Here is a 24,013-nt window from a genome sequence, read left to right on the forward strand (position 1 = left end):
AGCTTTCCGCGTTACGGCCAGCAGCACTGCGAAAGCAGCAACAGGCGTCCGCCGCTTCGATGTGGCGGACGCGGATCACCCCACCTGATAAAGATAGAGAAGAGAACCATATGGGCAAGGCAACCGGTTTTCTCGAGTTCGAACGCCGCCATGAGGCGTACGAAGCTCCGCTCACGCGTGTGAAGCACTACAAGGAATTCGTCGCGGCTTTGACCGACGATGAAGCCAAAATCCAGGGCGCACGTTGCATGGACTGCGGCATTCCGTTTTGCAACAACGGCTGCCCGGTGAACAACATCATCCCGGACTTCAACGACCTGGTGTTCCATCAGGACTGGAAGAACGCGATCGAAGTGCTGCACTCGACGAACAACTTCCCGGAGTTCACGGGCCGCATCTGCCCGGCGCCGTGTGAGGCGGCGTGCACGCTCGGTATCAACGACGATCCGGTCGGCATCAAATCGATCGAACACGCGATCATCGACAAGGCCTGGACGGAAGGCTGGGTCGCACCGCAGCCGCCGAGGCACAAGACTGGCAAGAAGGTCGCGGTGGTCGGTTCCGGCCCCGCGGGTCTGGCGGTTGCGCAACAGCTCGCGCGTGCGGGGCACGATGTCACCGTGTTCGAAAAGAACGATCGCGTCGGCGGTCTGCTGCGTTACGGCATTCCTGACTTCAAGCTGGAAAAGTGGCTGATCGACCGCCGCATGCGCCAGATGGAAGCCGAAGGCGTGACGTTCCGCGCGAACGTGTTCGTCGGCAAGAAAGACTCGCTGCCGGCCTGGATCGGCAACACGGCAAAAGAAACCATTACGCCGGACGAGCTGAAAGAACAGTTCGACGCGGTCGTGATCGCTGGCGGCTCGGAAACGCCGCGCGACTTGCCGGTGCCGGGCCGCGAGCTCGAAGGCATTCATTACGCGATGGAATTCCTGCCGCAGCAGAACAAGGTCAACGCCGGCGACAAGGTTCCCAACCAGCTGCTCGCGAAGGGCAAGCATGTGATCGTGATCGGTGGTGGCGATACGGGTTCGGACTGCGTCGGTACGTCGAACCGGCATGGCGCGAAGAGCGTCACGCAGTTCGAACTGCTGCCGCAGCCGCCGGAAGAAGAGAACAAGCCGCTCGTGTGGCCGTACTGGCCGGTCAAGCTGCGCACGTCGTCGTCGCATGACGAAGGCTGCGAGCGCGACTGGGCAGTCGCCACCAAGCGTCTCGAAGGCAAGAACGGCAAGATCGAGAAGCTCGTCGCGGCGCGCGTCGAATGGAGGGACGGCAAGATGCAGGAAGTGCCGGGTTCCGAGTTCGAAATGAAGGCCGACCTCGTGCTGCTCGCGATGGGCTTCACGCAGCCGGTTTCGCCGGTGCTCGAGGCGTTCGGCGTCGACAAGGATGCGCGCGGCAACGTGCGTGCCTCGACCGAAGGCGACAAGGCCTATTACACGTCGGTGGACAAGGTGTTCACGGCGGGCGATATGCGTCGTGGCCAGTCGCTCGTCGTCTGGGCGATCCGTGAAGGCCGTCAGTGCGCGCGTTCGGTCGACGCGTTCCTGATGGGCCATTCGGAACTGCCGCGTTAAGTTTTTCCACTTCGGCGCGGCTGGTATGCTGCGGTATCGCGTCGACGCAGCGTTTATGCAGGAAGAGGTGGAGACGACAAAGCGGTAACGGAAAGCCGGGCGCCCGAAAGGGCGACCCGGTTTTTTTACGTCCGGAGGTTCGGCGGCGGCGCGGGATAAAGTGGAAAATGCACCTGACCCGCCTGGCTGCAACGACACCCGATACCTGACACCGGATCACGCCATGACCGACGGCTGGCAACGCTGCTTCATCGCACTTGCGCCCAGCGCCGCGACGCGCGAAGCGCTCGCGGCCGTGCCGGTCGCGTCGACGGCACGGCGCGTGCCGTACGAGCAGTTGCATCTGACGGTGACGTTCATCGGCGCGCTGTCGGCTGCGCACGGCGAGGCGCTTGCCCGTGCGTTGACGGCCCGAGCCGTACCGCTCGCGCCGGCTGCGATCGAGCGTGTGGAGCATTGGCCGAACGCGAACCGGCCGCGGTTGACCGTGGCGACGCTCGCGATGTCGGATGAATTCGTCGCGCTGGACTGGCGCATCCGGTCGTTGATGCTGGAGCTGGGCTTATCCGTCGACGCCCGCGCATTCCGGCCGCACCTCACGCTGGCCCGTTTCGGTCGCGAGGCTGCGGCGATCGACGACGTACACACGGTGGCGCCTGCGATCATCGCGCGTTTCGAGTCGCTGGTGTTGTACTCCAGCACGCTCGCGCGACACGGCGCGCGGTATAGCGCGCTCGCGAGCGTGCCGCTGGCTTAGGGCAACCGCCACGCCGTGGCGAGCGTCGTGCCGATACCCGAACCGGTGCCGGTGATCGGCACGACGCGATCGAACGATGCGGTTCTTACGCCGCAGCCCGCTCCATCGCGCGCTCGACGAGGATCGTCTGGCTGTGGAACGCCTCGAGGGACTTGCGGTGCGCGACGCTGACAATCGCCGTCTCAGGCAGACGCTCGTTGAGCACGGTGTAGATTAACGTTTCGTTGTCGGGGTCGAGCGCGCTCGTGGCTTCGTCGAGGAACAGGTAATCGGGTTTCTGCAGCAGCACGCGCGCGGCCGCGAGACGCTGCTGCTCACCCGGCGACAGCGTGCGTTCCCAGTGCCCATGTTCGGCGAGACGCCCGGCGAGTTCCGGCAGGTTGCAGACCGTGAGCGCTTCGCGACAGGCTTCGTCGGTGAAAACGGACTCGTCGGACGGATAGGTGAGCGCTGCCTTCAGTGTGCCGATCGGCAGATAGCTGCGTTGCGGCACGAACATCAGCTTCGCGCCGGCGGGCGCTTCGATCGTGCCTTCTCCGAACGGCCAGAGGCCGGCGAGCGAGCGCATCAACGTGCTCTTGCCCGAACCCGAAGGACCGCGCACGAGCCAGCGCGACTTCGGCGCGATGCGGAACGAGCCGATGTTCGACAGCGGCGTGCCATCGGGATGCTGCAGTTGCAGATCGTCGACGGTGAGCGTCTGCGTGTCCGTCATGTGAACGTTGATGCCGCCGTGATACGTGCCGCCCGATACCGATTCGCGCAGATGCTGGTCGCCCATCACGCGATGGAATTCCCGCAGACGGTTCACGGTAGCGCGCCATTCGGCGAGCGAATCGTAATTGTTGATGAACCACGAAAACGAATCGCTGACGGTGCCGAACGCGCCCGTCACCTGCTGGTAGACGCCAAGCGATATGCTCTTCGAGAAATACTTGGGCGCAGCGGCGATATACGGAAACACGATCGCCAGTTGCGAGTAACTGATCACGACGATATTGAAGCGCCGCGTGAAACGCATGATGAGGCGCCAGTTGTCGCGGATGTGTCCGAACACGCCATTCAACGCCCGCTCTTCCGCGGGCTCGCCCTGATACAGCGCGATCTGGTCGGCGTTTTCGCGGATGCGGATCAGCGAGAAACGGAAGTCTGCTTCGACGCGCTGCTGCTGGTAGTTGATCGACACCAGCGGATGGTTGACCTTGTGCGTCACGTACGAGCCGACCGCCGCATAGACCAGCGCCGCCCACACCATATAGCCCGGAATGTTGAACCCGATGCCGAACAGATGAAACGCCAGCGCGCCCGACAGGTTCCACAGGATCACGATGAACGAGAACAGCGTGACCGTGGTGGAGAGCAGGCCGAGCGCGAGATTCAGCGTTGCGCTCGCGAGCGCCTGCAGGTCGACGGATACCCGCTGGTCGGGGTTGTCCGCGAGACGGTCGCGCTCGATGCGGTAAAACGCGCGGTCGCCGAGCCAGTCGTTCAGGTACTTCGTGGTGAGCCACTGTCGCCAGCGGAACTCGAGCATCTGCCTGAAGTACGTGCGGTACGAGCCGAGCAGGATCAGCGCCATCGCGATGACGGTGAACTGCAGCAGCGAATGTTTGAAGACGGGGAAGTCGTATTGCTGGATCGCATCGAAGAAGGTGCGCTGCCAGCTGTTGAACCAGACGTTGGCCGCGACCATCGTCATGTTCATCGCGATCACGAGCGCGAGAAGGCCGCGCGCGCGCCATCGATCCTCGGACACCCAGTATGGCTTGATGAGACCCCATGCGGTGATATCGGTATCCGCGGAGCCTGTCGGTTTTTCAGTCATAAGCGTCCTTTAAAACGGAATGGCGCAACGCGCGGGCACGTCCAGTGACGAGAAGCGCGCACGTTCGCTCCCGGGCCGGATTGTCCTGACCCTGGCTTAACCTGAACTTAAATGATCGGGGGCGCTGCTGCCTGACGTAAGCCCTGCGGGCAGGGCGTGTAGTGACGCACCACGCATCCCCGTTGACGCGCCATTGTGCCAGACCGGTGCCCGTGGCCGTATGGATTTGCCGCGATTGCGGGCCGCCCGGCCGGTTTGCGGCTGCCGCGCCTTTTATGGTCTAATGACTTTTGACGAAACAGGGGTGCTTCGCGTGCGGGCTGCATGGGTTTCCATGGAGTTGTGGCGAGGCTGAGAGACACCCTTCGCACCCGATCCGGGTAATACCGGCGCGGGAAGTTTCCGGAAGTTGCCATTTCTTCCATTCCCCGCCGGGCGCCATCCGTCACTGGATGGGCTTTACGCCCGGCCGGCTCGCCCGCCGGTTTCGTCCTTGGGTACGTGCGCTTTTTGCCGTACGGAAAAGGATTCGATGACCGCTCATTCTTCAGTTTTTAGCTTCATTCGCGTCACACCTGAAGGCATCGCTTCGTGCGCGCCGGGAGTGTGGCAATGAACGCGCGCGCGCAACAACCCGATTTCGCCGTCATCGGCGGCGGCCTGTGCGGGCGCCTCGTCGCGTGGCGGCTGGCCGGCGCCGGGCATCGCGTGGCGCTGTACGAACGCGGCGATGCGGCAGGCACGCGTGCTGCCGCATGGGTGGCGGCAGCGATGCTCGCGCCGCTCGCCGAAGCCGCCAGTGCTGAATTGCTGATTACCCGGCTCGGCGAGGCATCGCTGGCGGCGTGGCCGCGCCTGCTGGCCGAATTGCCCGAGCCGGTGTTTTTCCAGCGTAACGGCACGCTCGTGGTCTGGCATCACTCGGATCGTAACGAGGCGCCGCTGTTCGAGCGCCGCGTGCGGGCGAACGCGCCTGCGGAGCTCGTCGACGGCGGATTCGTGAAGCTGTCGGGCGCACAGATCGGCGAGGCCGAACCTGCGCTGGCTGGCCGTTTCACGCAGGGCTGGCTGCTGCCGCATGAAGGGCAACTCGATAATCGCCAGGTGCTGTCGGCGCTCGCTGCCGGGCTCGCCGAACGGGGCGTCGAGACGCACTGGAATACATCGGTCGACGATCATGCCTTGCCGGCCGCGCGCGTGACGATCGATTGCCGCGGGCTCGGCGCGAAGCCCGCATGGTCGACGCTGCGCGGCATTCGCGGCGAAGTGGCGCGGATCCACGCGCCGGGCATCGCGCTGACGCGTCCGGTGCGGCTGCTGCATCCGCGTTACCCGCTTTATATCGCGCCGAAAGAGCACGATCTCTATGTGATCGGCGCAACGGAGATCGAAGGCGAGGACATGTCGCCCGTGACCGTGCGCTCGGCGCTGGAGTTGCTGAGCGCCGCATTTTCGGTGCATCCGGGCTTCGGCGAGGCGCGCATTCTGGAGCTGAATTCGCAATGCCGGCCGACCTTGCCGGATCACCGTCCGGCGCTTCTCTGGGACGGCGCCAGCATGCTGCGCGTGAACGGCCTGTACCGGCACGGCTATATGATCGCGCCCGAAGTCGCGGAAGAAGCCGTGCGCTTCGCCGGCGCGCTGCTCGACGGACGCGTCGCCGATACCGATGCCTTCGAGGACTGGCGGCGCGACGAGCGCTGGACCGAGCTTTTCCATCTGGATACCCGGCAGGCGCTGGCGTGAACGACGCCGCGCTGCCACTGACTGACGCTGAACATCATGGATATACACATCAACCAGAAGCCGCTCTCGTTGCCCGAAGGCGCAACTGTTGCTGACGCGCTGTCCGCCTTTGGCGCGCGGCCGCCCTTCGCGGTGGCGCTGAACGGCGATTTCGTCGCGCGTACGCAGCACGCGGCCCGCGCATTGCAGCCGGGCGACCGGCTCGACGTCGTGCAACCGGTCGCGGGCGGCTGAGTGGGTCGCCCGGCGGCTGGCCAGTGCTGCCGCCCGAAACGCGCCAAACGCACGCGCAATCCGTCAGACGCAAGGATTTCATCATGACTTCGCTTTCTCTCGCTCCCGCACCCGTCGACGCGCTCACGCTCTACGGTCAGACCTTCGCAAGCCGCGTGCTGCTCGGCACGTCGCGCTATCCGTCGCTGCAGTCGCTGTCGGACTCGATTGACGCTGCGCGGCCCGGCATGGTCACTGTCGCGCTGCGCCGGCAAATGAATGAAGGCAGTGCGGAAGCTGGCTTCTTCGACCTGCTGAAGCGCCACGGCGTGCCGCTTTTGCCCAACACGGCCGGCTGCCAGACGGTCGGCGAGGCGATCGCGACCGCGCACATGGCGCGCGAAATCTTCGAGACCGACTGGATCAAGCTCGAACTGATCGGCGACGACTACACGCTGCAGCCGGATCCGGTCGGTCTGATCGAAGCGGCCGCGCAGCTCGTGAAGGATGGCTTCAAGGTGCTGCCGTACTGCACGGAGGATCTCGTGATCGGCCGCCGTCTGCTCGACGCCGGCTGCGAGGCGTTGATGCCGTGGGGCGCGCCGATCGGCACCGGCAAGGGCGTCGTGAATCCGTACGGTCTGCGCGTGCTGCGCGAACGGCTGCCCGATGTGCCGCTGATCGTCGACGCGGGGCTCGGCGTGCCGTCGCATGCGTGCCAGGTGATGGAGTGGGGCTTCGACGGCGTGCTGCTCAACACGGCGGTGTCTCAGGCGACGCATCCCGAAGCGATGGCGCGCGCGTTCGCGCTTGGCGTCGAAGCGGGGCGCGGCGCGTACGTCGCGGGTCCGATGGCTGAGCGCGAAACGGCGCACGCGAGCACGCCGGTCGTCGGCATGCCGTTCTGGCATCAGGACGGGAGCGCCGCATGACGCGGACGCTGCCGCTCTCGGGCCGGGATCTTTTCTGGCCGCCGGCCGATGAACTCACCGAAGCGGCCGAACGTATCCGTGCCCGTCTCGGCGACTGGCCGCCGACTCACGCGCCGTGGCGCCTCTGCCTGACAGCGCCGGACGCGCCGAACGGCGGCGACCTGATCATCGTCGCCGATCTCCAGCATCACGGCGAGCACGTCGCGAAATGGCTGGTGCGGGGCGCAGGCGTGATCGAGGCGTCCGACAGCGCGGCCACGCTGCACCTGGGCGGCGAGCGCTATCCGCTCGAAGGCCATCTTTCTGACGACTGGATCGCCGCGCTCGCTGCATTCCTTGATTGCGGTTTCGAGCCGCACAACGCGCTGGTGCTTGCAATGGCATGGCGCGACGGCGACGAAACAGCGAGCGCCGATGCGTGGCCGGTCGATCTGTCGCGTTTCCCTCGCGTGCCGGGCCTGCCGCGGGCACCGGCGCAGCCATTCCCGCGCTGTCCCGACCGGCTCGGCCTGTATGCGGTGCTGCCGGACGCCGAATGGGTCGAGCGCGTGCTCGATTTCGGCGTGAAGACGGTCCAGTTGCGTCACAAGGCCGCCGACGCCGGCCTCGCGGACGAAATCGCCCGCAGCGTCGCGGCGGGACGCAAACACGACGCGCAGATGTTCGTCAACGATCACTGGCAGGCCGCGATCGACGCGGGCGCGTACGGCGTTCACCTCGGTCAGGAGGATCTCCACACCGCCGACCTGCACAAGCTGAATGCCGCCGGCATCCGCGTCGGTCTGTCGACGCACGGCTATTACGAGATGCTGGTCGCGCTGCATTTCCGCCCGAGCTATCTTGCGTTCGGCGCGGTGTTCGCGACCACGACCAAAACCCTGCCGACCGCGCCACAAGGCCTTGCGCGGCTCGCGCGCTACGTGAAGCTGCTGGACGGCGTCGTGCCGCTGGTGGCGATTGGCGGCATCGACGCACAGGTGCTGCCGGACGTGCTGGCGACGGGCGTCGGCAGCGCCGCCGTCGTGCGCGCCGTCACGGACGCCGCCGACCCGGCTGCGGCCGTTTCTGCGCTGCAACGCGCCTTTCTGCAATAATCCGGGGATACCCTTAGCGGGGACCGGGCACGTCAAGGCAGGTTTTTCACGATGGCCCTATAATCCGGCGTTCTGTATACCCGTAAAAGGACTGTCAGCTTCGTGCCTTCCGTGCCTTCCGTGCCTTCCGCATTTTCCGCATTTTCCGCTTCCGGGAACCTCCTCGAGCTTCGCGACGTCGACTTCGGCTATGGCGACCGGCTCGTCCTGTCCGGCCTGAACCTGCGCTTTCAGCGCGGTCAGGTGGTTGCAGTCATGGGCGGCTCCGGGTGCGGCAAGACCACGGTGCTGCGCCTGATCGGCGGCCTCGTACGCGCGACGCGCGGCCAGGTTTTGTTCCACGGGCAGGATATCGGCGCGCAGACGCGCGACGGCCTGTACGCCCTGCGCCGCAAGATGGGCATGCTGTTCCAGTTCGGCGCGCTCTTCACCGACATGTCGGTGTTCGAAAACGTCGCGTTCGCGCTGCGCGAACACACCGATCTCCCCGACGAACTGATTCGCGACCTCGTGCTGATGAAGCTCAATGCCGTCGGCCTGCGCGGCGCACGCGATCTCGCGCCTTCGGAGATTTCGGGCGGCATGGCGCGCCGCGTCGCGCTTGCCCGCGCCATTGCGCTCGATCCACAACTGATGATGTACGACGAGCCGTTCGCCGGACTCGATCCGATCTCGCTCGGCATCACCGCCAACCTGATTCGCGCACTCAACAGCGCGCTCGGCGCCACGTCGATTCTTGTCACGCACGACGTGCCCGAATCGTTCGCCATCGCCGATTACGTCTACTTCCTCGCCAACGGCGGCGTGCATGCCGAAGGCACGCCCGCCGAGCTGCGCGCGTCGAACGATCCGACCGTGCGCCAGTTCATCGACGGCGCGCCCGACGGCCCGTTCAAATTCCACTACCCGAGCACAACGCCCCTCGCGGCGGACTTCGGCATCGGCGGAGGTCAGCCATGATCAGTGCGATTGGGCGCTCGGTAATCGGCGGGCTTGGCACCGCGGGTTACGCGACGCGCATGTTCCTGCGTCTCGTGCTCGAATTGTTCCCGCTGCTGCGTCGTCCGCGGCTTGTCACGAAGCAGATCCACTTCGTCGGCAACTATTCGCTGGTGATCATTGGCGTGTCGGGGCTGTTCGTCGGCTTCGTGCTGGGATTGCAGGGCTATTACACGCTGAACCGTTATGGCTCCGAGCAGGCGCTCGGGCTCCTCGTCGCACTTTCGCTCGTGCGCGAACTCGGACCGGTGGTGACCGCGTTGCTGTTCGCCGGGCGCGCGGGCACGTCGCTGACCGCCGAGATCGGGCTCATGAAAGCCGGTGAGCAACTGACCGCGATGGAAATGATGGCGGTCGATCCGCTCAAGGTCGTCATCGCGCCGCGCCTGTGGGCCGGCATCATCGCGATGCCGGTGCTGGCCGCGATTTTCAGCGCGGTTGGCGTGATCGGCGGGTACGTGGTGGGTGTGCTGATGATCGGCGTCGATTCCGGCGCGTTCTGGTCGCAGATGCAGGGCGGCGTCGATGTGTGGCGTGATGTCGGCAATGGCGTGATCAAGAGTATCGTGTTCGGTTTCGCGGTGACGTTCATCGCGCTGTTCCAGGGCTATGAAGCACAGCCCACTCCGGAAGGCGTCTCCCGCGCGACGACAAAAACCGTCGTGTACGGGTCGCTCGCCGTACTCGGCCTCGATTTCCTGCTGACCGCACTGATGTTCAGCTAAGACCGCGCGGGTTGCATCCGCGGGGCGGCGCGCGTTCGCCGTGCCGCGCGGATGCGCCACGCAGCGGCGGATTCTCTTTGGGATGACGATGAAAAAAACTGCTATCGACTTCTGGGTCGGCCTGTTCGTGGTGCTGGGTTTCGTGGCGCTGCTGTTTCTCGCGCTGAAGGCCGGCAACATGAGCTCGCTGTCGTTTCAGGCGACTTACCCCGTCAAGCTCAAGTTCGACAATATCGGCGGATTGAAGCCGCGCGCGCCGGTGAAAAGCGCGGGCGTGACCGTCGGCCGGGTGGAGTCGATCGGCTTCGACAGCAACACGTATCAGGCCGTCGTCACGATCGATATCGACCGTCAATACCAGTTTCCGAAGGACAGTTCCGCCAAGATCCTGACGTCGGGCCTGCTCGGTGAGCAGTACATCGGGCTCGAACCGGGCGGCGACAGCGAAATGCTGAAGGCGGGCGATACGATCACGATGACGCAGTCGGCCATCGTGCTGGAAAACCTGATCGGACAGTTCCTGTATAGCAAGGCAGCGGATTCCGGCGCGTCGAAAGCCGGTTCGTCCGCGGCTCCCGCACCGGCGATGCCCGCCGCCCCTGCTGTTCCGGCGCCGGTGCCCGGACCTGCTGCGGCACCGACATTGCCCGCCTCCGGCGCCGCAGGCCAATAAGGAGAATAAAAATGAAGACCATGCGCGCTCGCACCCTCACGCTTGCGCTGACGGCGGCGACGCTGACGGGGTGTGCAACTGTTCAGACGCCGACGAAGGAAGACCCGCTGGAAGGATTCAACCGGACGATCTTCACGTTCAACGACAAGGTCGACCAGTACGCGCTGAAGCCGGTGGCACAGGGTTATGTGTACATCACGCCGCAGCCGGTGCGCGACAGCGTCACCAACTTCTTCTCGAATATCGGCGATGTGTACACCGCTGCGAACAACCTGCTGCAGCTGAAGATCACCGATGGTGTCGAAGACATCATGCGGATCGTGATCAACACGATTTTCGGCGTCGGCGGCCTGTTCGACGTGGCAACGCTCGCGAAGCTGCCGAAGCACAACCAGGACCTCGGGCTCACGATGGGGCACTACGGCGTGCCGCCGGGGCCGTATCTGGTGCTGCCGCTGTTCGGTCCGAGCACAGTGCGTGACGCGGTCGGCACGGTTGGTAACTACTATGTGAATCCGCTGTCGTACATTCAACCGGATGGCCTGAGCTGGGCGCTGTACGGTCTGAACATCATCAGCACGCGTGCGAACCTGCTGGGCGCGAGCGACGTGCTTGAGGGCGCCGCGCTCGACAAGTATTCGTTCGTGCGTAATGCGTATCTGCAGCGCCGCCGGTATCAGATTTCGGACGGTTCATCGGCGGCAGGTGCAGGCTTGCCGGATTATGGCGACAGCGCGCCGCTGCCGAAATACGAGGATGTCGATGGAGGTGCGGCGGCAGGTGCCGCAGCGGCGCCGGCGCCGGCGCCGGCGAGCGGTGCTGCTGCGCCGTCATCGGGTGTGCCGGCAGCGGCAGGCGGCGCGGCGCTCAACGGCCTCGCGCCGGGCCCTGTGCCGGCTGTGCCGGCGTCTGGCGCGGAAGGTGAAGATCAGGGGCCGGGCGGTCAGGAAACCCAGGTGCCGGCCGACCAGATCGTGCCGCCGAAATTCAATTTCCCGTCGTTCCGGCTGCACTGAGTTGCGCCGGGCCGTGCGAGTCGAGTCCCGTAACACCTGGAAACGACTCTCGCAGTTTCGCGATGGATTGCGGATGAACTCGCGTGCTATCGTCGGCTCAAAAGGTTGCCGTAATTTTTAACGCAGGGCTTGAAATGAAAAAATTCTTTCTGATTCCGTTGTTTGCCGCATTCTTTTCGTTCAGTACGGGCGCGTTTGCGCAAGCGGTCGATACCAGCTCGCCGGACGGCATGATCAAGACCGTCACCGACCAGGTGATCGACGCCGTGCGGAGCGACAAGTCGATCCAGTCGGGCGATATCAGCCACATCACGAAGCTCGTCAACGAGAAGATCCTGCCGTACACCGACTTCCGCCGCACGACGCAACTCGCGATGGGCCGCAACTGGCGCACGGCAACGCCCGAGCAGCAGGCGCAGGTAGTCGAGCAGTTCAAGATGCTGCTGATCCGCACGTACTCGGGCGCACTTGCCCAGGTGAAGGACCAGCAGATCCAGTACAAGCCGTTCCGCGCCAATCCTGAGGATACCGACGTCGTGGTGCGCTCGGTCGTGATGAACAACGGCCAGCCGATCGAACTCGACTATCGTCTGTACAAGACGCCGCAAGGCTGGCGCGTCTATGACATCAACGTGCTCGGCGCGTGGCTGATCCAGGCGTACCAGCAGCAGTTCAACGAGCAGATCCAGCAGCACGGCGTGGACGGCCTGATCCAGTTCCTCACGCAACGTAACCAGCAACTGGCCGCGGGCAAGACCTCGTGAGCGACGTCGCGAACCGCACGGCGAGCCGCTTCGAAACCGGCACGACGCTGACCCACGCGAGCGCGAAAGCCGCGCTCGCGGCGGGCCTCGCCCGCATCGCGGGCGGCGCGACTGGCGTCGATTGCGCGCCGCTTGCCCAGTTCGACTCCTCCGCGCTTGCCGTGCTGCTCGCATGGCAGCGTGCGGCGAGCGAGCGTGGCGCGCCGCTCGACATCATCAATCTGCCGGCTGGTCTCGCCAGTCTCGCGCAAGCCTACGGCGTCGATACCCTCCTGTCCGCGCGACATTGACGCTCCACGCGTCGCATCCCCATCTGCAGGGCCAGGTTGGCCGGTCGGACTTTGCCCTATAATCAAACGTTTTTTGGGGCTTTCAACCGGCCCCATTTCCGCATCTCCCCGCATCCTTTAGCACCTATACGGCGCCGTTACTCAAGCGGCGCACAGTCATGCCAGCCATAGAAATTCGTAACGTCAAGAAACGCTACAAGGATTTGCAGGCGCTCAAGGGCGTCAACTTCACAGTCGAAGAAGGTGAGTTTTTCGGGCTGCTCGGCCCGAACGGCGCGGGCAAGACGACGCTCATCAGCATCCTCGCGGGCCTCGCCCGGGCCGACGAAGGCAACATCGCGGTGCGCGGCCACGACGTGGTCGACGACTTCCGCGAAGCGCGTCGCGCGCTCGGCGTCGTGCCGCAGGAACTCGTGTTCGATCCGTTCTTCACCGTGCGCGAGACGCTGCGCATCCAGTCTGGCTACTACGGCCTGCGCAACAACGACGCGTGGATCGACGAGGTGATGGCCAATCTCGATCTCACCGAAAAAGCCGACGCCAACATGCGCGCGCTGTCGGGCGGCATGAAGCGGCGCGTCCTCGTTGCGCAGGCGCTGGTGCACCGTCCGCCCGTGATCGTCCTCGACGAGCCGACCGCCGGCGTCGACGTCGAGCTGCGTCAGACGCTGTGGAAGTTCATCTCCCGCCTGAATCGCGATGGCCACACGATCGTGCTCACCACGCACTATCTGGAAGAAGCCGAATCGCTGTGCGACCGCATCGCGATGCTGCGTCGCGGCGAGGTAGTGGCGCTCGATCGCACGAGCACGCTGCTGCAGCGGTTCGCCGGCCTGCAACTGTTCGTGCGGTTTGCCGCGGGCGTGTTGCCGGCCGACCTCCGGTCGCTCGAAGTCGATCCGCTCAACGTGCAGGGCCGCCAGCATCTGCTGCGGCTCGCGAGCTATGACGACGTCGAGAAGATTCTCGCGCAGTGCCGCGCGGCAGGCTGCACGTTCGAGGAAATCGAGGTCCGCAAGGCCGATCTCGAAGACGTATTCGTTCAGGTGATGAACGGTCCGGAAGTGATCGAGGGACTGGCATGAGCGGCTATAGCGGATTCGGTACCTTGTTCTACAAGGAAATCCTGCGGTTCTGGAAGGTGGCGTTTCAGACCGTGCTCGCGCCGGTCGTGACCGCGCTGCTGTATCTGACGATCTTCGGTCATGCGCTGAGCAGCCACGTGCAGGTGTATCCGGGCGTCGGCTACACGAGCTTCCTGATTCCCGGTCTCGTGATGATGAGCGTGTTGCAGAACGCGTTCGCGAACAGTTCGTCCTCGCTGATCCAGTCGAAGATCACCGGCAATCTCGTGTTCGTGCTGCTCCCGCCGCTCTCGCACGGCGAGATGTTCGGCGCCTACGTGCTGGCCGCGCTCGTGCGCGGTCTCGCGGTTGGCTTCGGCGTATTCGTCGTGACGGTGTGTTTCATTCCGGTCAGCTTCGTGGCGCCGTTCTATATCGTTGCGTTTGCGTTGCTCGGCGCGGCGATTCTCGCCACGCTCGGCCTGATCGCCGGCATCTGGGCGGAGAAATTCGACCAGCTCGCGACGTTCCAGAATTTCCTGATCACGCCGCTCACGTTCCTTTCGGGCGTGTTCTACTCGACGCATTCACTGCCGCCGGTGTGGCGCGAAGTATCGCGGCTGAATCCTTTTTTCTACATGATCGACGGCTTTCGCTTCGGTTTCTTCGGGATGTCGGATATCGATCCGCTCGTGAGCCTTGCGATTGTCACCGGTTTCTTTGTGGTGCTGGCCGTGCTGGCGATGCGCATGCTCGCAACCGGCTACAAGCTGCGCCACTGACGAGGAGCATCCCATGTTGCCGACTCCCGAACAGATCAAGAACTACATCGCCAATGGGCTCGTGTGCGAGCACCTCGAAGTCGAAGGCGACGGTCAGCATTTTTTTGCGACGATCGTTTCGCCCAGCTTCGAAGGCAAGCGTCTGATCCAGCGCCATCAACTCGTTTATGCGGCGCTCGGCGATCGCATGAAACAGGAAATTCACGCGCTCAGCATGAAGACGCTGACGCCCGCCGAATGGCAAAACGCGTAATCTGGAAAATCAGTGCGAATTACTCAAGAAACACGCAGCGCCGGTAGCAGCGCCGCCATCCTCAATCGGGCAGATCAGGAACAGACAGGCATGGACAAACTCGTTATCGTTGGGGGCCAGCGGCTCGCGGGTGAGATCGTTGTCTCCGGTGCAAAGAACGCGGCGTTGCCGATCCTGTGCGCTGGCTTGCTGAGCGCCGATCCGGTTCATCTCGACAACGTGCCCGACCTGCAGGACGTGCGCACGATGCTGAAGCTGCTGCGCCAGATGGGCATGCGCACCGAGGAGAGCGGCAGCCGGGTCGCGCTCGACGCATCGAAGGTCGACAACCTGGTCGCGCCGTACGAACTCGTGAAGACGATGCGTGCGTCGATTCTCGTGCTCGGGCCGCTGCTCGCGCGCTTCGGCGAAGCGAAGGTGTCGCTGCCGGGAGGCTGCGCCATCGGCGCGCGTCCGGTCGACCAGCACATCAAGGGTCTGCAGGCGATGGGCGCCGAGATCAACATCGAACACGGCTTTATCGAAGCGCGCGCGAAGCGTCTGAAGGGCGCGCGTATCGTCACGGACATGATCACGGTCACCGGCACGGAAAACCTGCTGATGGCCGCCGTGCTGGCCGAAGGCGAAACGGTGATCGAAAACGCCGCGCGTGAACCGGAAGTCGGCGATCTCGCGCAACTGCTCGTCGCGATGGGCGCGCGGATCGAAGGCATCGGTACGGACCGTCTGGTGATCCAGGGCGTCGAGAAGCTGCACGGCGCGAAGCACACGGTCATTCCAGACCGCATCGAAGCCGGCACGTTCCTGTGCGCGGTCGCGGCGGCGGGCGGCGATGTGGTGCTGCGCCACGTGCGTCCGCTGATTCTCGAGGCGGTGACGGACAAGCTGCGCGAAGCCGGCGTCACGATCGAGGAAGGCGAGGACTGGATGCGCGTGAAGATGAGCCAGCGGCCGCATGCCGTGAGCGTGCGCACGTCGGAATACCCGGCGTTCCCGACCGACATGCAGGCGCAGTTCATGGCGCTCAATACGATCGCGAACGGCACTTCGCAGGTCGTCGAAACGATCTTCGAGAACCGCTTCATGCACGTGCAGGAACTGAACCGCCTCGGCGCGAACATCACGATCGACGGCAACACGGCGCTCGTGAACGGCGTCACGCAACTGTCGGGCGCGAAGGTGATGGCGACCGATCTGCGCGCGTCGGCGAGTCTCGTGATCGCGGGCCTGTGCGCCGATGGCGAAACACTGATCGACCGCATTTACCACCTGGATCGCGGCTACGACCGGATGGAAACGAAGCTGACGGCCGTCGGCGCGAAGGTGAGCCGTATTCACGGGAGCCAGGCATGAGTTCGGTGCCGCAGACGTCGTCTTCGCCGGCGGTGAACGCGCCGCTGACGCTCGCGCTGTCGAAAGGGCGTATCTTCGAGGAAACCGTGCCGCTGCTTGCCGCAGCGGGTATCGAGGTCACCGAGGATCCTGAAACGTCACGCAAGCTGATCCTGCCGACGAACGATCCGAACGTGCGCGTCATCGTCGTGCGCGCCACCGACGTGCCGACGTACGTCGAATACGGCGCCGCTGATTTCGGCGTGGCCGGCAAGGACGTGCTGCTCGAACACGGCGGCGGCGGCCTGTACCAGCCGATCGATCTCGATATCGCGCGTTGCCGGATGTCGGTCGCGGTGAAGGGCGGCTTCGATTACGCGAGCGCCGTGCGCCAGGGCGCGCGGCTGCGCGTCGCGACGAAGTACGTGGAAACCGCGCGCGAGCATTTCGCGGCGAAGGGCGTGCACGTCGACCTGATCAAGCTGTATGGGTCGATGGAGCTGGCGCCGCTCGTCGGCCTCGCCGATGCGATCGTCGATCTGGTGAGTTCGGGCGGCACGTTGCGCGCGAACAACCTGGTCGAAGTCGAGGAGATCATGCAGATCTCGTCGCGGCTCGTTGTGAATCAGGCCGCGCTCAAGTTGAAGCGCGCGGCACTGCGTCCGATTCTCGATGCGTTCGAACGCGCGTCGCGCAGTCATCACGCGGCCGCGTGAGGCAGGCGGTTACCGCATCACGCAACACATGACGTAACGAGCAACACCGCGCAGCATCTGAAGAACCCGCACGAGCAGTACGCGCTTTACCGAAACGGATACCCGTATGTCTATCAAGATTCGCAAACTCGATTCCAGCGCCGCCGATTTCCGCCAGGCGCTGCACGCGGTGCTCGCGTTCGAGGCGAGCGAGGACGAAGCGATCGAGCGCTCGGTCGCGCAGATTCTGGCCGACGTGAAGTCGCGCGGCGACGCCGCCGTGCTCGACTATACGAACCGCTTCGACCGGCTGGAGGCGAAGAGCGTCGACGCGCTGGAACTGCCGATGTCGGAACTCGAAGCAGCGCTCGAAGGCCTCGAGCCGAAGCGCCGCGCGGCGCTCGAAGCCGCCGCCGCCCGGGTGCGCGGGTATCACGAGAAGCAGAAAATCGAATGCGGCAGCCATAGCTGGCAGTACACGGAAGCCGACGGCACCGTGCTCGGCCAGAAGATCACGCCGCTCGATCGCGCGGGTATCTATGTGCCGGGCGGCAAGGCGGCGTATCCGTCGTCGGTGCTGATGAACGCGATTCCGGCGCGCGTCGCCGGCGTGCGCGAGATTGTCATGGTCGTGCCGACGCCGGACGGCGTGAAAAATCCGCTTGTACTGGCGGCAGCGCTGCTGGGCGGCGTCGATCGCGTGTTCACGATCGGTGGCGCGCAGGCCGTGGCCGCACTCGCGTACGGCACCGAAACCGTGCCGGCCGTCGACAAGATCTGCGGCCCGGGCAACGCGTACGTCGCTTCGGCGAAGCGTCGCGTGTTCGGCACGGTCGGCATCGACATGATCGCCGGCCCCTCGGAAATCCTCGTGCTGTGCGACGGCACCACCGACCCGCGCTGGATCGCGATGGACCTGTTCTCGCAGGCCGAGCACGACGAGCTCGCGCAGTCGATCCTGCTGTGCCCGGACGACGCGTTCATCCGCCGTGTGCAGGAAGCGATCGAGGAACTCCTGCCCACGATGCCGCGTCAGGACGTGATTCGCGCTTCGCTCGAAGGGCGCGGCGCGCTGATCAAGGTACGCGACATGGCGGAAGCCTGCGCGATCGCCAACGACATCGCGCCGGAGCATCTCGAAATCTCCGCGCTCGAACCGCATCAATGGGGCAAGCTGATTCGCCACGCCGGCGCGATTTTCCTTGGCCGCTACACCAGCGAAAGTCTCGGCGACTACTGCGCGGGCCCCAATCACGTGCTGCCTACGTCTCGTACCGCACGGTTCTCGTCGCCGCTCGGCGTCTATGATTTCTTCAAGCGGTCGAGCGTGATCGAGGTCAGCGCCGAAGGCGCGCAGACGCTCGGCGAGATCGCGGCGGAACTGGCATACGGCGAAGGCCTTCCAGCCCATGCGCGTAGCGCCGAGTACCGGATGAGGCAGAACGGCTGAGCGCAACACCGTATTAATCGCGTGTAACACAACAAGAACACTGGCCAACCAGGGCGGCGCACATGCCGCCCGTGTCAGGCAGACGCGCCGTGCGCGCCGGCCCACCCCATCATGACGACACCACAAGACATCATCCGCCGCGACGTGCTCGCGATGACAAGCTATCCCGTGCCCGACGCGGCCGGCTTCATCAAGCTGGACGCGATGGAAAACCCGTTTCCATTGCCACCGGTGCTGGCTGCGCATCTCGGCGAGCATCTGGCAGGCGTCGCGCTGAACCGTTATCCGGCGCCGCGTCCGGAAGCGCTGATCGAAAAGATCAAGCGCGTGATGAACGTGCCTGCTGCGTGCGACGTGCTGCTCGGCAACGGTTCCGACGAGATCATCAGCATGATCTCGATGGCGTGCGCGAATCCCGGCGCGAAAGTGCTGGCGCCGGTGCCGGGCTTCGTCATGTACCAGATGTCGGCGAAACTCGCGCACCTGGACTTCATCGGCGTGCCGTTGAAGTCGGATTTCACGCTCGACGCCGACGCGATGATCGCGGCCATCGCCGAACATCAGCCGGCCATCGTCTATCTGGCCTACCCGAACAACCCGACCGGCACGCTCTACGACGACGCCGACATGGAGCGCATCATCACGGCGGCGAACAAAAGCCTCGTGGTGATCGACGAGGCCTATCAGCCGTTCGCGCAGCAAAGCTGGCTGCCGCGCGCGGACCAGTTCGACAACGTCGTCGTGATGCGCACGGTATCGAAACTCGGTCTCGCCGGAATCCGTCTGGGCTACCTGGCTGGCCGCTCCACGTGGTTGAACGAGATCGACAAGGTGCGCCCGCCGTATAACGTGAACGTGCTGACGCAGGCGGCCGCGAGCTTCCTGCTCGATCACATCGACGTGCTCGATTCGCAGGCCGCCGAACTGCGCGCGCAGCGCACGAAACTGGCCGAGGCCGTGGCCGCGCTGCCGGGCGCCGAAGTGTTCCCGAGCGCCGGCAATTTCCTGCTGGTGCGTGTGCCGGACGCGTCAATCCTGTTCGAGACGCTGCTGACAGCGCGGGTATTGATCAAAAACGTGAGTAAAATGCACCCATTGCTGGCCAATTGTGTGCGTTTGACGGTCGGATCGGCCGAAGAAAACGCCCAGTTGCTCGCCGCATTGAAGCTCGTGCTGCATTGACCGCCAGCGTCCAGCGCACGCATTTTCAGCATCCATTTTTCTAGCTCGATTCAAGGAATTCCCATGCGCCAGGCGGAAGTCGTTCGCAATACCAGCGAAACGCAGATCCGTGTGAAGATCGATCTGGACGGCACCGGCGTGCAGAAGCTCGCCACCGGCGTCCCGTTTCTCGACCACATGCTCGACCAGATCGCGCGGCATGGGTTGTTCGATCTCGACATCGAGGCGCATGGCGACCTGCATATTGACGACCATCACACCGTCGAAGATACCGGCATCACGCTCGGCCAGGCCGTCGCGAAGGCGATCGGCGACCGCAAGGGCATCCGCCGCTACGGCCATGCGTACGTGCCGCTCGACGAAGCGCTGTCGCGTGTCGTGATCGACTTTTCCGGTCGTCCCGGCCTCGAATTCCACGTGCCGTTCACGCGGGCGCGCATTGGCACGTTCGACGTCGATCTCTCCATCGAATTCTTCCGCGGCTTCGTGAACCACGCGGGCGTGACACTTCATATCGATAACCTCCGCGGCCTGAACGCCCATCATCAGATGGAAACCGTGTTCAAGGCCTTTGGCCGGGCGCTGCGGATGGCCGTCGAGATGGACGAACGCGCGGCGGGGCAGATTCCGTCGACCAAGGGAAGTCTGTAAAAGACATACCGGACCGGCAGCGCCCCCGCGCGCCGGCTAGCGATGGATATCACCAAGTCGTTTATTTCGCTGCTGGCGCTGATCAATCCGGTCGGCGCCATCCCGTTTTTTCTGAGCCTCACGTCGCAGCAGTCGGACGCCGAGCGGCGTCGGACGATCCGTATCGCATCGATTTCGGTGTTCTGCGTGATCGGCGTGACGACGATGCTCGGGCAGCAGATCATCAGCTTTTTTGGAATCTCGGTGGGTTCGCTCGAAGTGGGCGGCGGCATCATCATGTTGCTGATGGCGATCAACATGCTGAACGCGCAGATCGGCAACAGCCGCTCGACACCGGAAGAGCGCGACGAAGCCGAGCAGAAGGACAACGTCGCGGTCGTGCCGCTGGCGATTCCGCTCTTGACCGGGCCGGGGGCAATCAGCACGGTCATCGTCTATTCGGCCAGTTCACATCACTGGTACGACCGGGTTAGTCTGGTGGCTATCGGCGCGGTTCTCGCGGCGATCTGCTTCTTTTCGCTGCGGCTTGCCGAACCGATCGCGCGCTGGGTCGGTCGCACCGGCATCAATATCGGTACGCGGCTGATGGGGTTGATGTTGTCGGCACTGGCGGTGGAATTCATCGTCGACGGATTAAAGGCATTGCTGCCGAACTTGAGATGAAGACTTCAATTGCAATTGTGGATTACGGCATGGGCAACCTGCGCTCGGTGGCGCAGGCGCTGAAACAGGCCGCGCCCGAAGCGGACGTGGCGATCGTCGAGCGGCCGGAAGCGATCCGTTCGGCCGACCGCGTCGTGCTGCCAGGCCAGGGCGCGATGCGCGACTGCATGCGCTCGCTCGGAGAATCCGGCCTGCAGGAAGCCGTGATCGAGGCGTCGCGCGCGAAGCCGTTGATGGGCGTATGCGTCGGCGAGCAGATGCTGTTCGACTGGAGCGCCGAGGGCGATACGCGCGGGCTCGGGCTGATGCCGGGCAAGGTCGTGCGCTTCGAACTGGACGGCCAGCTGCAGGACGACGGCTCGCGCTTCAAGGTGCCGCAGATGGGCTGGAACCGCGTGCGCCAGGCGCAGCCACATCCGTTGTGGGACGGCGTGCCGGACAACAGCTTCTTCTACTTCGTGCACAGCTATTACGTCGTGCCGGACGATGCCGCACATACGTCGGGCGAAACCGTGTACGGTGTGTCTTTTACGTCGGCGGTGGCGCGGGACAACATTTTCGCGACCCAGTTTCACCCGGAAAAGAGCGCCGACGCGGGTCTGCGCATGTACCGCAACTTCGTGCACTGGAACCCGTGAACGCGTTCTGGCTTCCTGGCCGTCCATTGCGCCTTACGCGGCACGGACGTCACGGCATCGGGCGGACCCCACAGATGCCGGCAAGGGCGCCGAAAGACTTGTACTAAACTAGCGAGACGGCGCTGATGCCTGCCTGCAGGCCGGTGCTGACATTCCACTTCTTCCCTGATAACACCCGATTGCTATGCTGCTGATTCCGGCCATCGACCTGAAAGACGGTCAGTGTGTACGCCTCAAACAAGGCGATATGGACCAGGCGACGATTTTCTCCGAAGAGCCGGCGGCGATGGCCCGACATTGGGTCGACCGTGGCGCGCGGCGCCTGCATCTCGTCGACCTGAACGGCGCGTTCGCCGGCAAGCCGCGAAACGAAGACGCGATCCGCGCGATCATCGAGGAAGTCGGCGGCGAGATTCCCGTCCAGCTGGGCGGCGGTATCCGCGACCTGAATACGATTGAACGCTATCTCGACGACGGTCTGTCCTACGTCATCATCGGTACGGCGGCCGTGAAGAATCCGGGCTTCCTGCAGGACGCCTGCACGGCGTTCGGCGGCCATATCATCGTCGGGCTGGATGCGAAGGACGGCAAGGTCGCCACCGACGGCTGGAGCAAACTGACCGGCCACGAAGTGGTGGATCTGGGCCGCAAGTTCGAAGACTACGGCTGCGAATCGATCATCTACACCGATATCGGCCGCGACGGCATGCTCCAGGGCATCAATATCGAAGCGACGGTGCGCCTCGCGCGCGCAGTGAAGATTCCGGTGATCGCAAGCGGCGGCCTGTCGAATCTCACCGATATCGAATCGCTGTGCGAAGTTGAAGGCGAGGGCATCGAAGGCGTGATCTGCGGGCGTGCGATCTACTCGGGCGACCTCGATTTCACGGCCGCGCAGACGCATGCAGACCGGCTGCGCGAATCCGACGACGCCTGAAACGCGGCGCGTCGTCTTTCGTGCGCCGCTGCCTGCGCGGACGGCGGAAACACGCGGCCGCGGCATCCGGCAACGGGGCACCCAGCCGCTCGGGGCGAGCGGCTTCATCAGCGACACTGGCAAGAATTTGCAAGATCATGGCTCTAGCTAAACGCATCATCCCCTGTCTCGACGTCACGGCTGGACGCGTGGTCAAGGGCGTCAATTTTGTCGAGCTGCGCGATGCGGGCGACCCGGTCGAAATCGCGCGTCGCTACGACGATCAGGGCGCCGACGAACTCACCTTCCTCGACATCACCGCGACCTCCGATCAGCGCGACCTGATCCTGCCGATCATCGAGGCGGTCGCGTCGCAGGTGTTCATTCCGCTGACGGTCGGCGGCGGCGTGCGCGCGGTCGAGGACGTGCGGCGGCTGCTCAACGCGGGCGCGGACAAGATTGGCATGAATTCGTCGGCGGTCGCGAACCCGCAGCTCGTGCGCGATGCGACGGACAAATACGGCTCGCAGTGCATCGTCGTCGCGATCGACGCGAAGCGCGTGTCGGCGGAAGGCGAGGCGCCGCGCTGGGAAGTGTTCACACACGGCGGGCGCAAGGCCACCGGGCTCGACGCGATCGAATGGGCCCGCAAGATGGCCGAATTCGGTGCGGGCGAGATCCTGCTGACCAGCATGGATCGCGACGGCACGAAAAGCGGCTTCGATCTGGCGCTCACACGCGCGGTATCGGACGCGGTGCCGGTTTCGGTGATCGCTTCGGGCGGCGTCGGCTCGCTGCAGCATCTGGCCGACGGCATCACGGAAGGCCACGCGGACGCCGTGCTGGCCGCCAGCATCTTTCATTATGGCGAGCACACTGTCGGTGAAGCCAAGCGCTTCATGGCCGATCAGGGCATTTCGGTGAGGTTGACGTGAACGCGTCTGCGAAAAACTGGCTGGACAGGGTCAAATGGGACGCGAACGGCCTCGTGCCGGTCATCGCGCAGGAAGCCACGACGAACGACGTGCTGATGTTCGCGTGGATGAATCGCGAAGCGCTCGCCAAAACCATCGAACTGGGTCGTGCCGTGTATTTCTCGCGCTCGCGCCAGCGCCTGTGGTTCAAGGGTGAGGAGTCCGGCCACGTCCAGAACGTGCACGAAGTGCGGCTCGACTGCGACGAAGACGTCGTGCTGCTGAAGGTCGAGCAGGTGTCGGGCATCGCTTGCCACACCGGCCGCCACTCGTGTTTTTTCCAGAAATTCGAAGGCTCCGCTGACGACGGCGAATGGGTTGCCGTCGAACCGGTGCTGAAAGACCCCGAACACATCTACAAATGACGCAATCCACGCAATCCTCTCCCACGACGACCGATACGCTGTTGCGCCTCGCTGCCATCATCGACAGCCGCAAGGGCGGCGACCCGGATACGTCGTATGTCTCACGCCTCTTCCACAAGGGCGACGACGCGGTGCTGAAGAAAATCGGCGAGGAAGCGACCGAAGTCGTGCTCGCGGCCAAGGACACGCGTCACGGCGGCGCGCCGACGGCGCTGGTCGGCGAAGTGGCCGATCTGTGGTTTCATTGCCTTGTGATGCTGTCGCACTTCGATCTGGGCCCGGCGGAAGTGCTCGCTGAACTCGAGCGTCGGGAAGGCACCTCGGGCATCGAGGAAAAAGCACTGCGGAAAAGCCGCGAGCGCGAGCAGAACGGCGACTAGGGCGGCAACGGAGCCGCAGGCGGGGCGCGGTCAGACCCGCAGCACGCGTGCGGT

At 64.4% G+C, this 24,013-nt stretch carries 27 protein-coding genes and 1 riboswitch; of the genes, 26 read left to right on the plus strand and 1 reads right to left on the minus strand.

Annotation, left to right across the window (positions count from 1 at the left end; all coding sequences use genetic code 11):
- Nucleotides 1–110 precede the first annotated feature (110 nt).
- Nucleotides 111–1,580 (plus strand): glutamate synthase subunit beta, encoded by a 1,470-nt coding sequence (locus tag LPA34_RS17215; protein WP_228980297.1) that lies wholly within the window; start codon nt 111–113, stop codon nt 1,578–1,580.
- A gap of 223 nt (nt 1,581–1,803) precedes the next feature.
- Entirely contained in the window at nt 1,804–2,337 is a 534-nt protein-coding gene (thpR, locus tag LPA34_RS17220) for an RNA 2',3'-cyclic phosphodiesterase (protein WP_228980299.1), read from the plus strand.
- A gap of 85 nt (nt 2,338–2,422) precedes the next feature.
- Here thpR and LPA34_RS17225 read toward each other — a convergent pair whose 3' ends face one another.
- A complete protein-coding gene (locus tag LPA34_RS17225; RefSeq protein ID WP_228980301.1) occupies nt 2,423–4,162 on the minus strand; it encodes an ABC transporter ATP-binding protein/permease in 1,740 nt (579 codons plus the stop codon).
- Nucleotides 4,163–4,452: 290 nt separating this feature from the next.
- A riboswitch (TPP riboswitch) is annotated at nt 4,453–4,577 on the plus strand.
- A gap of 197 nt (nt 4,578–4,774) precedes the next feature.
- On the opposite strand from LPA34_RS17225, the gene LPA34_RS17230 reads away from it, so the two are divergent.
- The 24 genes from LPA34_RS17230 to LPA34_RS17345 all read left to right on the plus strand — a co-directional run bounded on the left by LPA34_RS17230 (nt 4,775) and on the right by LPA34_RS17345 (nt 23,959).
- Complete coding sequence (locus LPA34_RS17230) at nt 4,775–5,908, plus strand: FAD-dependent oxidoreductase (RefSeq protein WP_228980303.1); 1,134 nt, start codon at nt 4,775–4,777, stop codon at nt 5,906–5,908.
- Between the two features lie 36 nt (nt 5,909–5,944).
- Nucleotides 5,945–6,142, plus strand: coding sequence for a sulfur carrier protein ThiS (gene thiS / locus LPA34_RS17235; RefSeq protein WP_228980305.1), 198 nt, complete (start codon nt 5,945–5,947; stop codon nt 6,140–6,142).
- Nucleotides 6,143–6,225: 83 nt separating this feature from the next.
- Nucleotides 6,226–7,053 carry a thiazole synthase gene (locus LPA34_RS17240; protein WP_228980307.1) on the plus strand — a complete coding sequence of 276 codons (828 nt, stop codon included), beginning with the start codon at nt 6,226–6,228 and terminating at the stop codon, nt 7,051–7,053.
- Nucleotides 7,050–8,147, plus strand: coding sequence for a thiamine phosphate synthase (gene thiE, locus LPA34_RS17245; RefSeq protein WP_228980309.1), 1,098 nt, complete (start codon nt 7,050–7,052; stop codon nt 8,145–8,147). Before LPA34_RS17240 ends, thiE begins: the two co-directional genes overlap by 4 nt.
- 120 nt (nt 8,148–8,267) lie before the next feature.
- On the plus strand, nt 8,268–9,107 hold the full coding sequence (locus LPA34_RS17250) for an ABC transporter ATP-binding protein (RefSeq protein WP_228980310.1): 840 nt from the start codon (nt 8,268–8,270) through the stop codon (nt 9,105–9,107).
- Nucleotides 9,104–9,871 carry a lipid asymmetry maintenance ABC transporter permease subunit MlaE gene (gene mlaE / locus LPA34_RS17255; protein ID WP_228980316.1) on the plus strand — a complete coding sequence of 256 codons (768 nt, stop codon included), beginning with the start codon at nt 9,104–9,106 and terminating at the stop codon, nt 9,869–9,871. The genes LPA34_RS17250 and mlaE overlap by 4 nt, the downstream gene beginning before the upstream one ends.
- Before the next feature lie 88 nt (nt 9,872–9,959).
- A complete protein-coding gene (gene mlaD / locus LPA34_RS17260; protein WP_228980318.1) occupies nt 9,960–10,544 on the plus strand; it encodes an outer membrane lipid asymmetry maintenance protein MlaD in 585 nt (194 codons plus the stop codon).
- A gap of 11 nt (nt 10,545–10,555) precedes the next feature.
- Entirely contained in the window at nt 10,556–11,560 is a 1,005-nt protein-coding gene (locus LPA34_RS17265) for an MlaA family lipoprotein (RefSeq protein WP_228980319.1), read from the plus strand.
- 134 nt (nt 11,561–11,694) lie between these two features.
- Nucleotides 11,695–12,324 (plus strand): MlaC/ttg2D family ABC transporter substrate-binding protein, encoded by a 630-nt coding sequence (locus tag LPA34_RS17270; RefSeq protein WP_228980321.1) that lies wholly within the window; start codon nt 11,695–11,697, stop codon nt 12,322–12,324.
- Nucleotides 12,321–12,614 carry an STAS domain-containing protein gene (locus LPA34_RS17275; protein WP_228980324.1) on the plus strand — a complete coding sequence of 98 codons (294 nt, stop codon included), beginning with the start codon at nt 12,321–12,323 and terminating at the stop codon, nt 12,612–12,614. Before LPA34_RS17270 ends, LPA34_RS17275 begins: the two co-directional genes overlap by 4 nt.
- A 158-nt stretch (nt 12,615–12,772) precedes the next feature.
- The gene (locus tag LPA34_RS17280; protein WP_228980326.1) at nt 12,773–13,699 is read left to right on the plus strand and encodes an ABC transporter ATP-binding protein; all 927 of its coding nucleotides are present in this window, start codon (nt 12,773–12,775) and stop codon (nt 13,697–13,699) included.
- Nucleotides 13,696–14,460: an ABC transporter permease gene (locus LPA34_RS17285; RefSeq protein ID WP_228980328.1), complete on the plus strand. Its 765-nt coding sequence runs from the start codon at nt 13,696–13,698 to the stop codon at nt 14,458–14,460. The genes LPA34_RS17280 and LPA34_RS17285 overlap by 4 nt, the downstream gene beginning before the upstream one ends.
- 13 nt (nt 14,461–14,473) lie before the next feature.
- A complete protein-coding gene (locus LPA34_RS17290; RefSeq protein WP_228980330.1) occupies nt 14,474–14,713 on the plus strand; it encodes a BolA family protein in 240 nt (79 codons plus the stop codon).
- A 90-nt stretch (nt 14,714–14,803) separates the two neighbouring features.
- Nucleotides 14,804–16,066 (plus strand): UDP-N-acetylglucosamine 1-carboxyvinyltransferase, encoded by a 1,263-nt coding sequence (gene murA / locus LPA34_RS17295; protein WP_228980333.1) that lies wholly within the window; start codon nt 14,804–14,806, stop codon nt 16,064–16,066.
- Nucleotides 16,063–16,761, plus strand: coding sequence for an ATP phosphoribosyltransferase (hisG, locus tag LPA34_RS17300; RefSeq protein ID WP_228980334.1), 699 nt, complete (start codon nt 16,063–16,065; stop codon nt 16,759–16,761). The genes murA and hisG overlap by 4 nt, the downstream gene beginning before the upstream one ends.
- A 106-nt stretch (nt 16,762–16,867) precedes the next feature.
- Nucleotides 16,868–18,190: a histidinol dehydrogenase gene (gene hisD / locus LPA34_RS17305; RefSeq protein ID WP_228980336.1), complete on the plus strand. Its 1,323-nt coding sequence runs from the start codon at nt 16,868–16,870 to the stop codon at nt 18,188–18,190.
- A 111-nt stretch (nt 18,191–18,301) separates the two neighbouring features.
- Nucleotides 18,302–19,372: a histidinol-phosphate transaminase gene (gene hisC / locus LPA34_RS17310; protein ID WP_228980338.1), complete on the plus strand. Its 1,071-nt coding sequence runs from the start codon at nt 18,302–18,304 to the stop codon at nt 19,370–19,372.
- A gap of 63 nt (nt 19,373–19,435) precedes the next feature.
- The gene (gene hisB, locus LPA34_RS17315) at nt 19,436–20,023 is read left to right on the plus strand and encodes an imidazoleglycerol-phosphate dehydratase HisB (RefSeq protein ID WP_228980340.1); all 588 of its coding nucleotides are present in this window, start codon (nt 19,436–19,438) and stop codon (nt 20,021–20,023) included.
- Nucleotides 20,024–20,065: 42 nt separating this feature from the next.
- The gene (locus LPA34_RS17320; RefSeq protein WP_228980342.1) at nt 20,066–20,686 is read left to right on the plus strand and encodes a YchE family NAAT transporter; all 621 of its coding nucleotides are present in this window, start codon (nt 20,066–20,068) and stop codon (nt 20,684–20,686) included.
- Complete coding sequence (gene hisH, locus LPA34_RS17325; protein ID WP_228980344.1) at nt 20,683–21,324, plus strand: imidazole glycerol phosphate synthase subunit HisH; 642 nt, start codon at nt 20,683–20,685, stop codon at nt 21,322–21,324. The genes LPA34_RS17320 and hisH overlap by 4 nt, the downstream gene beginning before the upstream one ends.
- Nucleotides 21,325–21,508: 184 nt before the next feature.
- Nucleotides 21,509–22,261 carry a 1-(5-phosphoribosyl)-5-[(5-phosphoribosylamino)methylideneamino]imidazole-4-carboxamide isomerase gene (gene hisA, locus LPA34_RS17330; RefSeq protein ID WP_228980347.1) on the plus strand — a complete coding sequence of 251 codons (753 nt, stop codon included), beginning with the start codon at nt 21,509–21,511 and terminating at the stop codon, nt 22,259–22,261.
- Between the two features lie 137 nt (nt 22,262–22,398).
- Nucleotides 22,399–23,175: an imidazole glycerol phosphate synthase subunit HisF gene (gene hisF, locus LPA34_RS17335; protein ID WP_228980349.1), complete on the plus strand. Its 777-nt coding sequence runs from the start codon at nt 22,399–22,401 to the stop codon at nt 23,173–23,175.
- Entirely contained in the window at nt 23,172–23,579 is a 408-nt protein-coding gene (gene hisI, locus LPA34_RS17340; RefSeq protein WP_228980352.1) for a phosphoribosyl-AMP cyclohydrolase, read from the plus strand. Before hisF ends, hisI begins: the two co-directional genes overlap by 4 nt.
- Nucleotides 23,576–23,959, plus strand: coding sequence for a phosphoribosyl-ATP diphosphatase (locus LPA34_RS17345; RefSeq protein ID WP_228980356.1), 384 nt, complete (start codon nt 23,576–23,578; stop codon nt 23,957–23,959). Before hisI ends, LPA34_RS17345 begins: the two co-directional genes overlap by 4 nt.
- Nucleotides 23,960–24,013: the final 54 nt, after the last annotated feature.

It is taken from the genome of Paraburkholderia gardini (assembly GCF_907164575.1).
Lineage (GTDB): Bacteria > Pseudomonadota > Gammaproteobacteria > Burkholderiales > Burkholderiaceae > Paraburkholderia > Paraburkholderia gardini.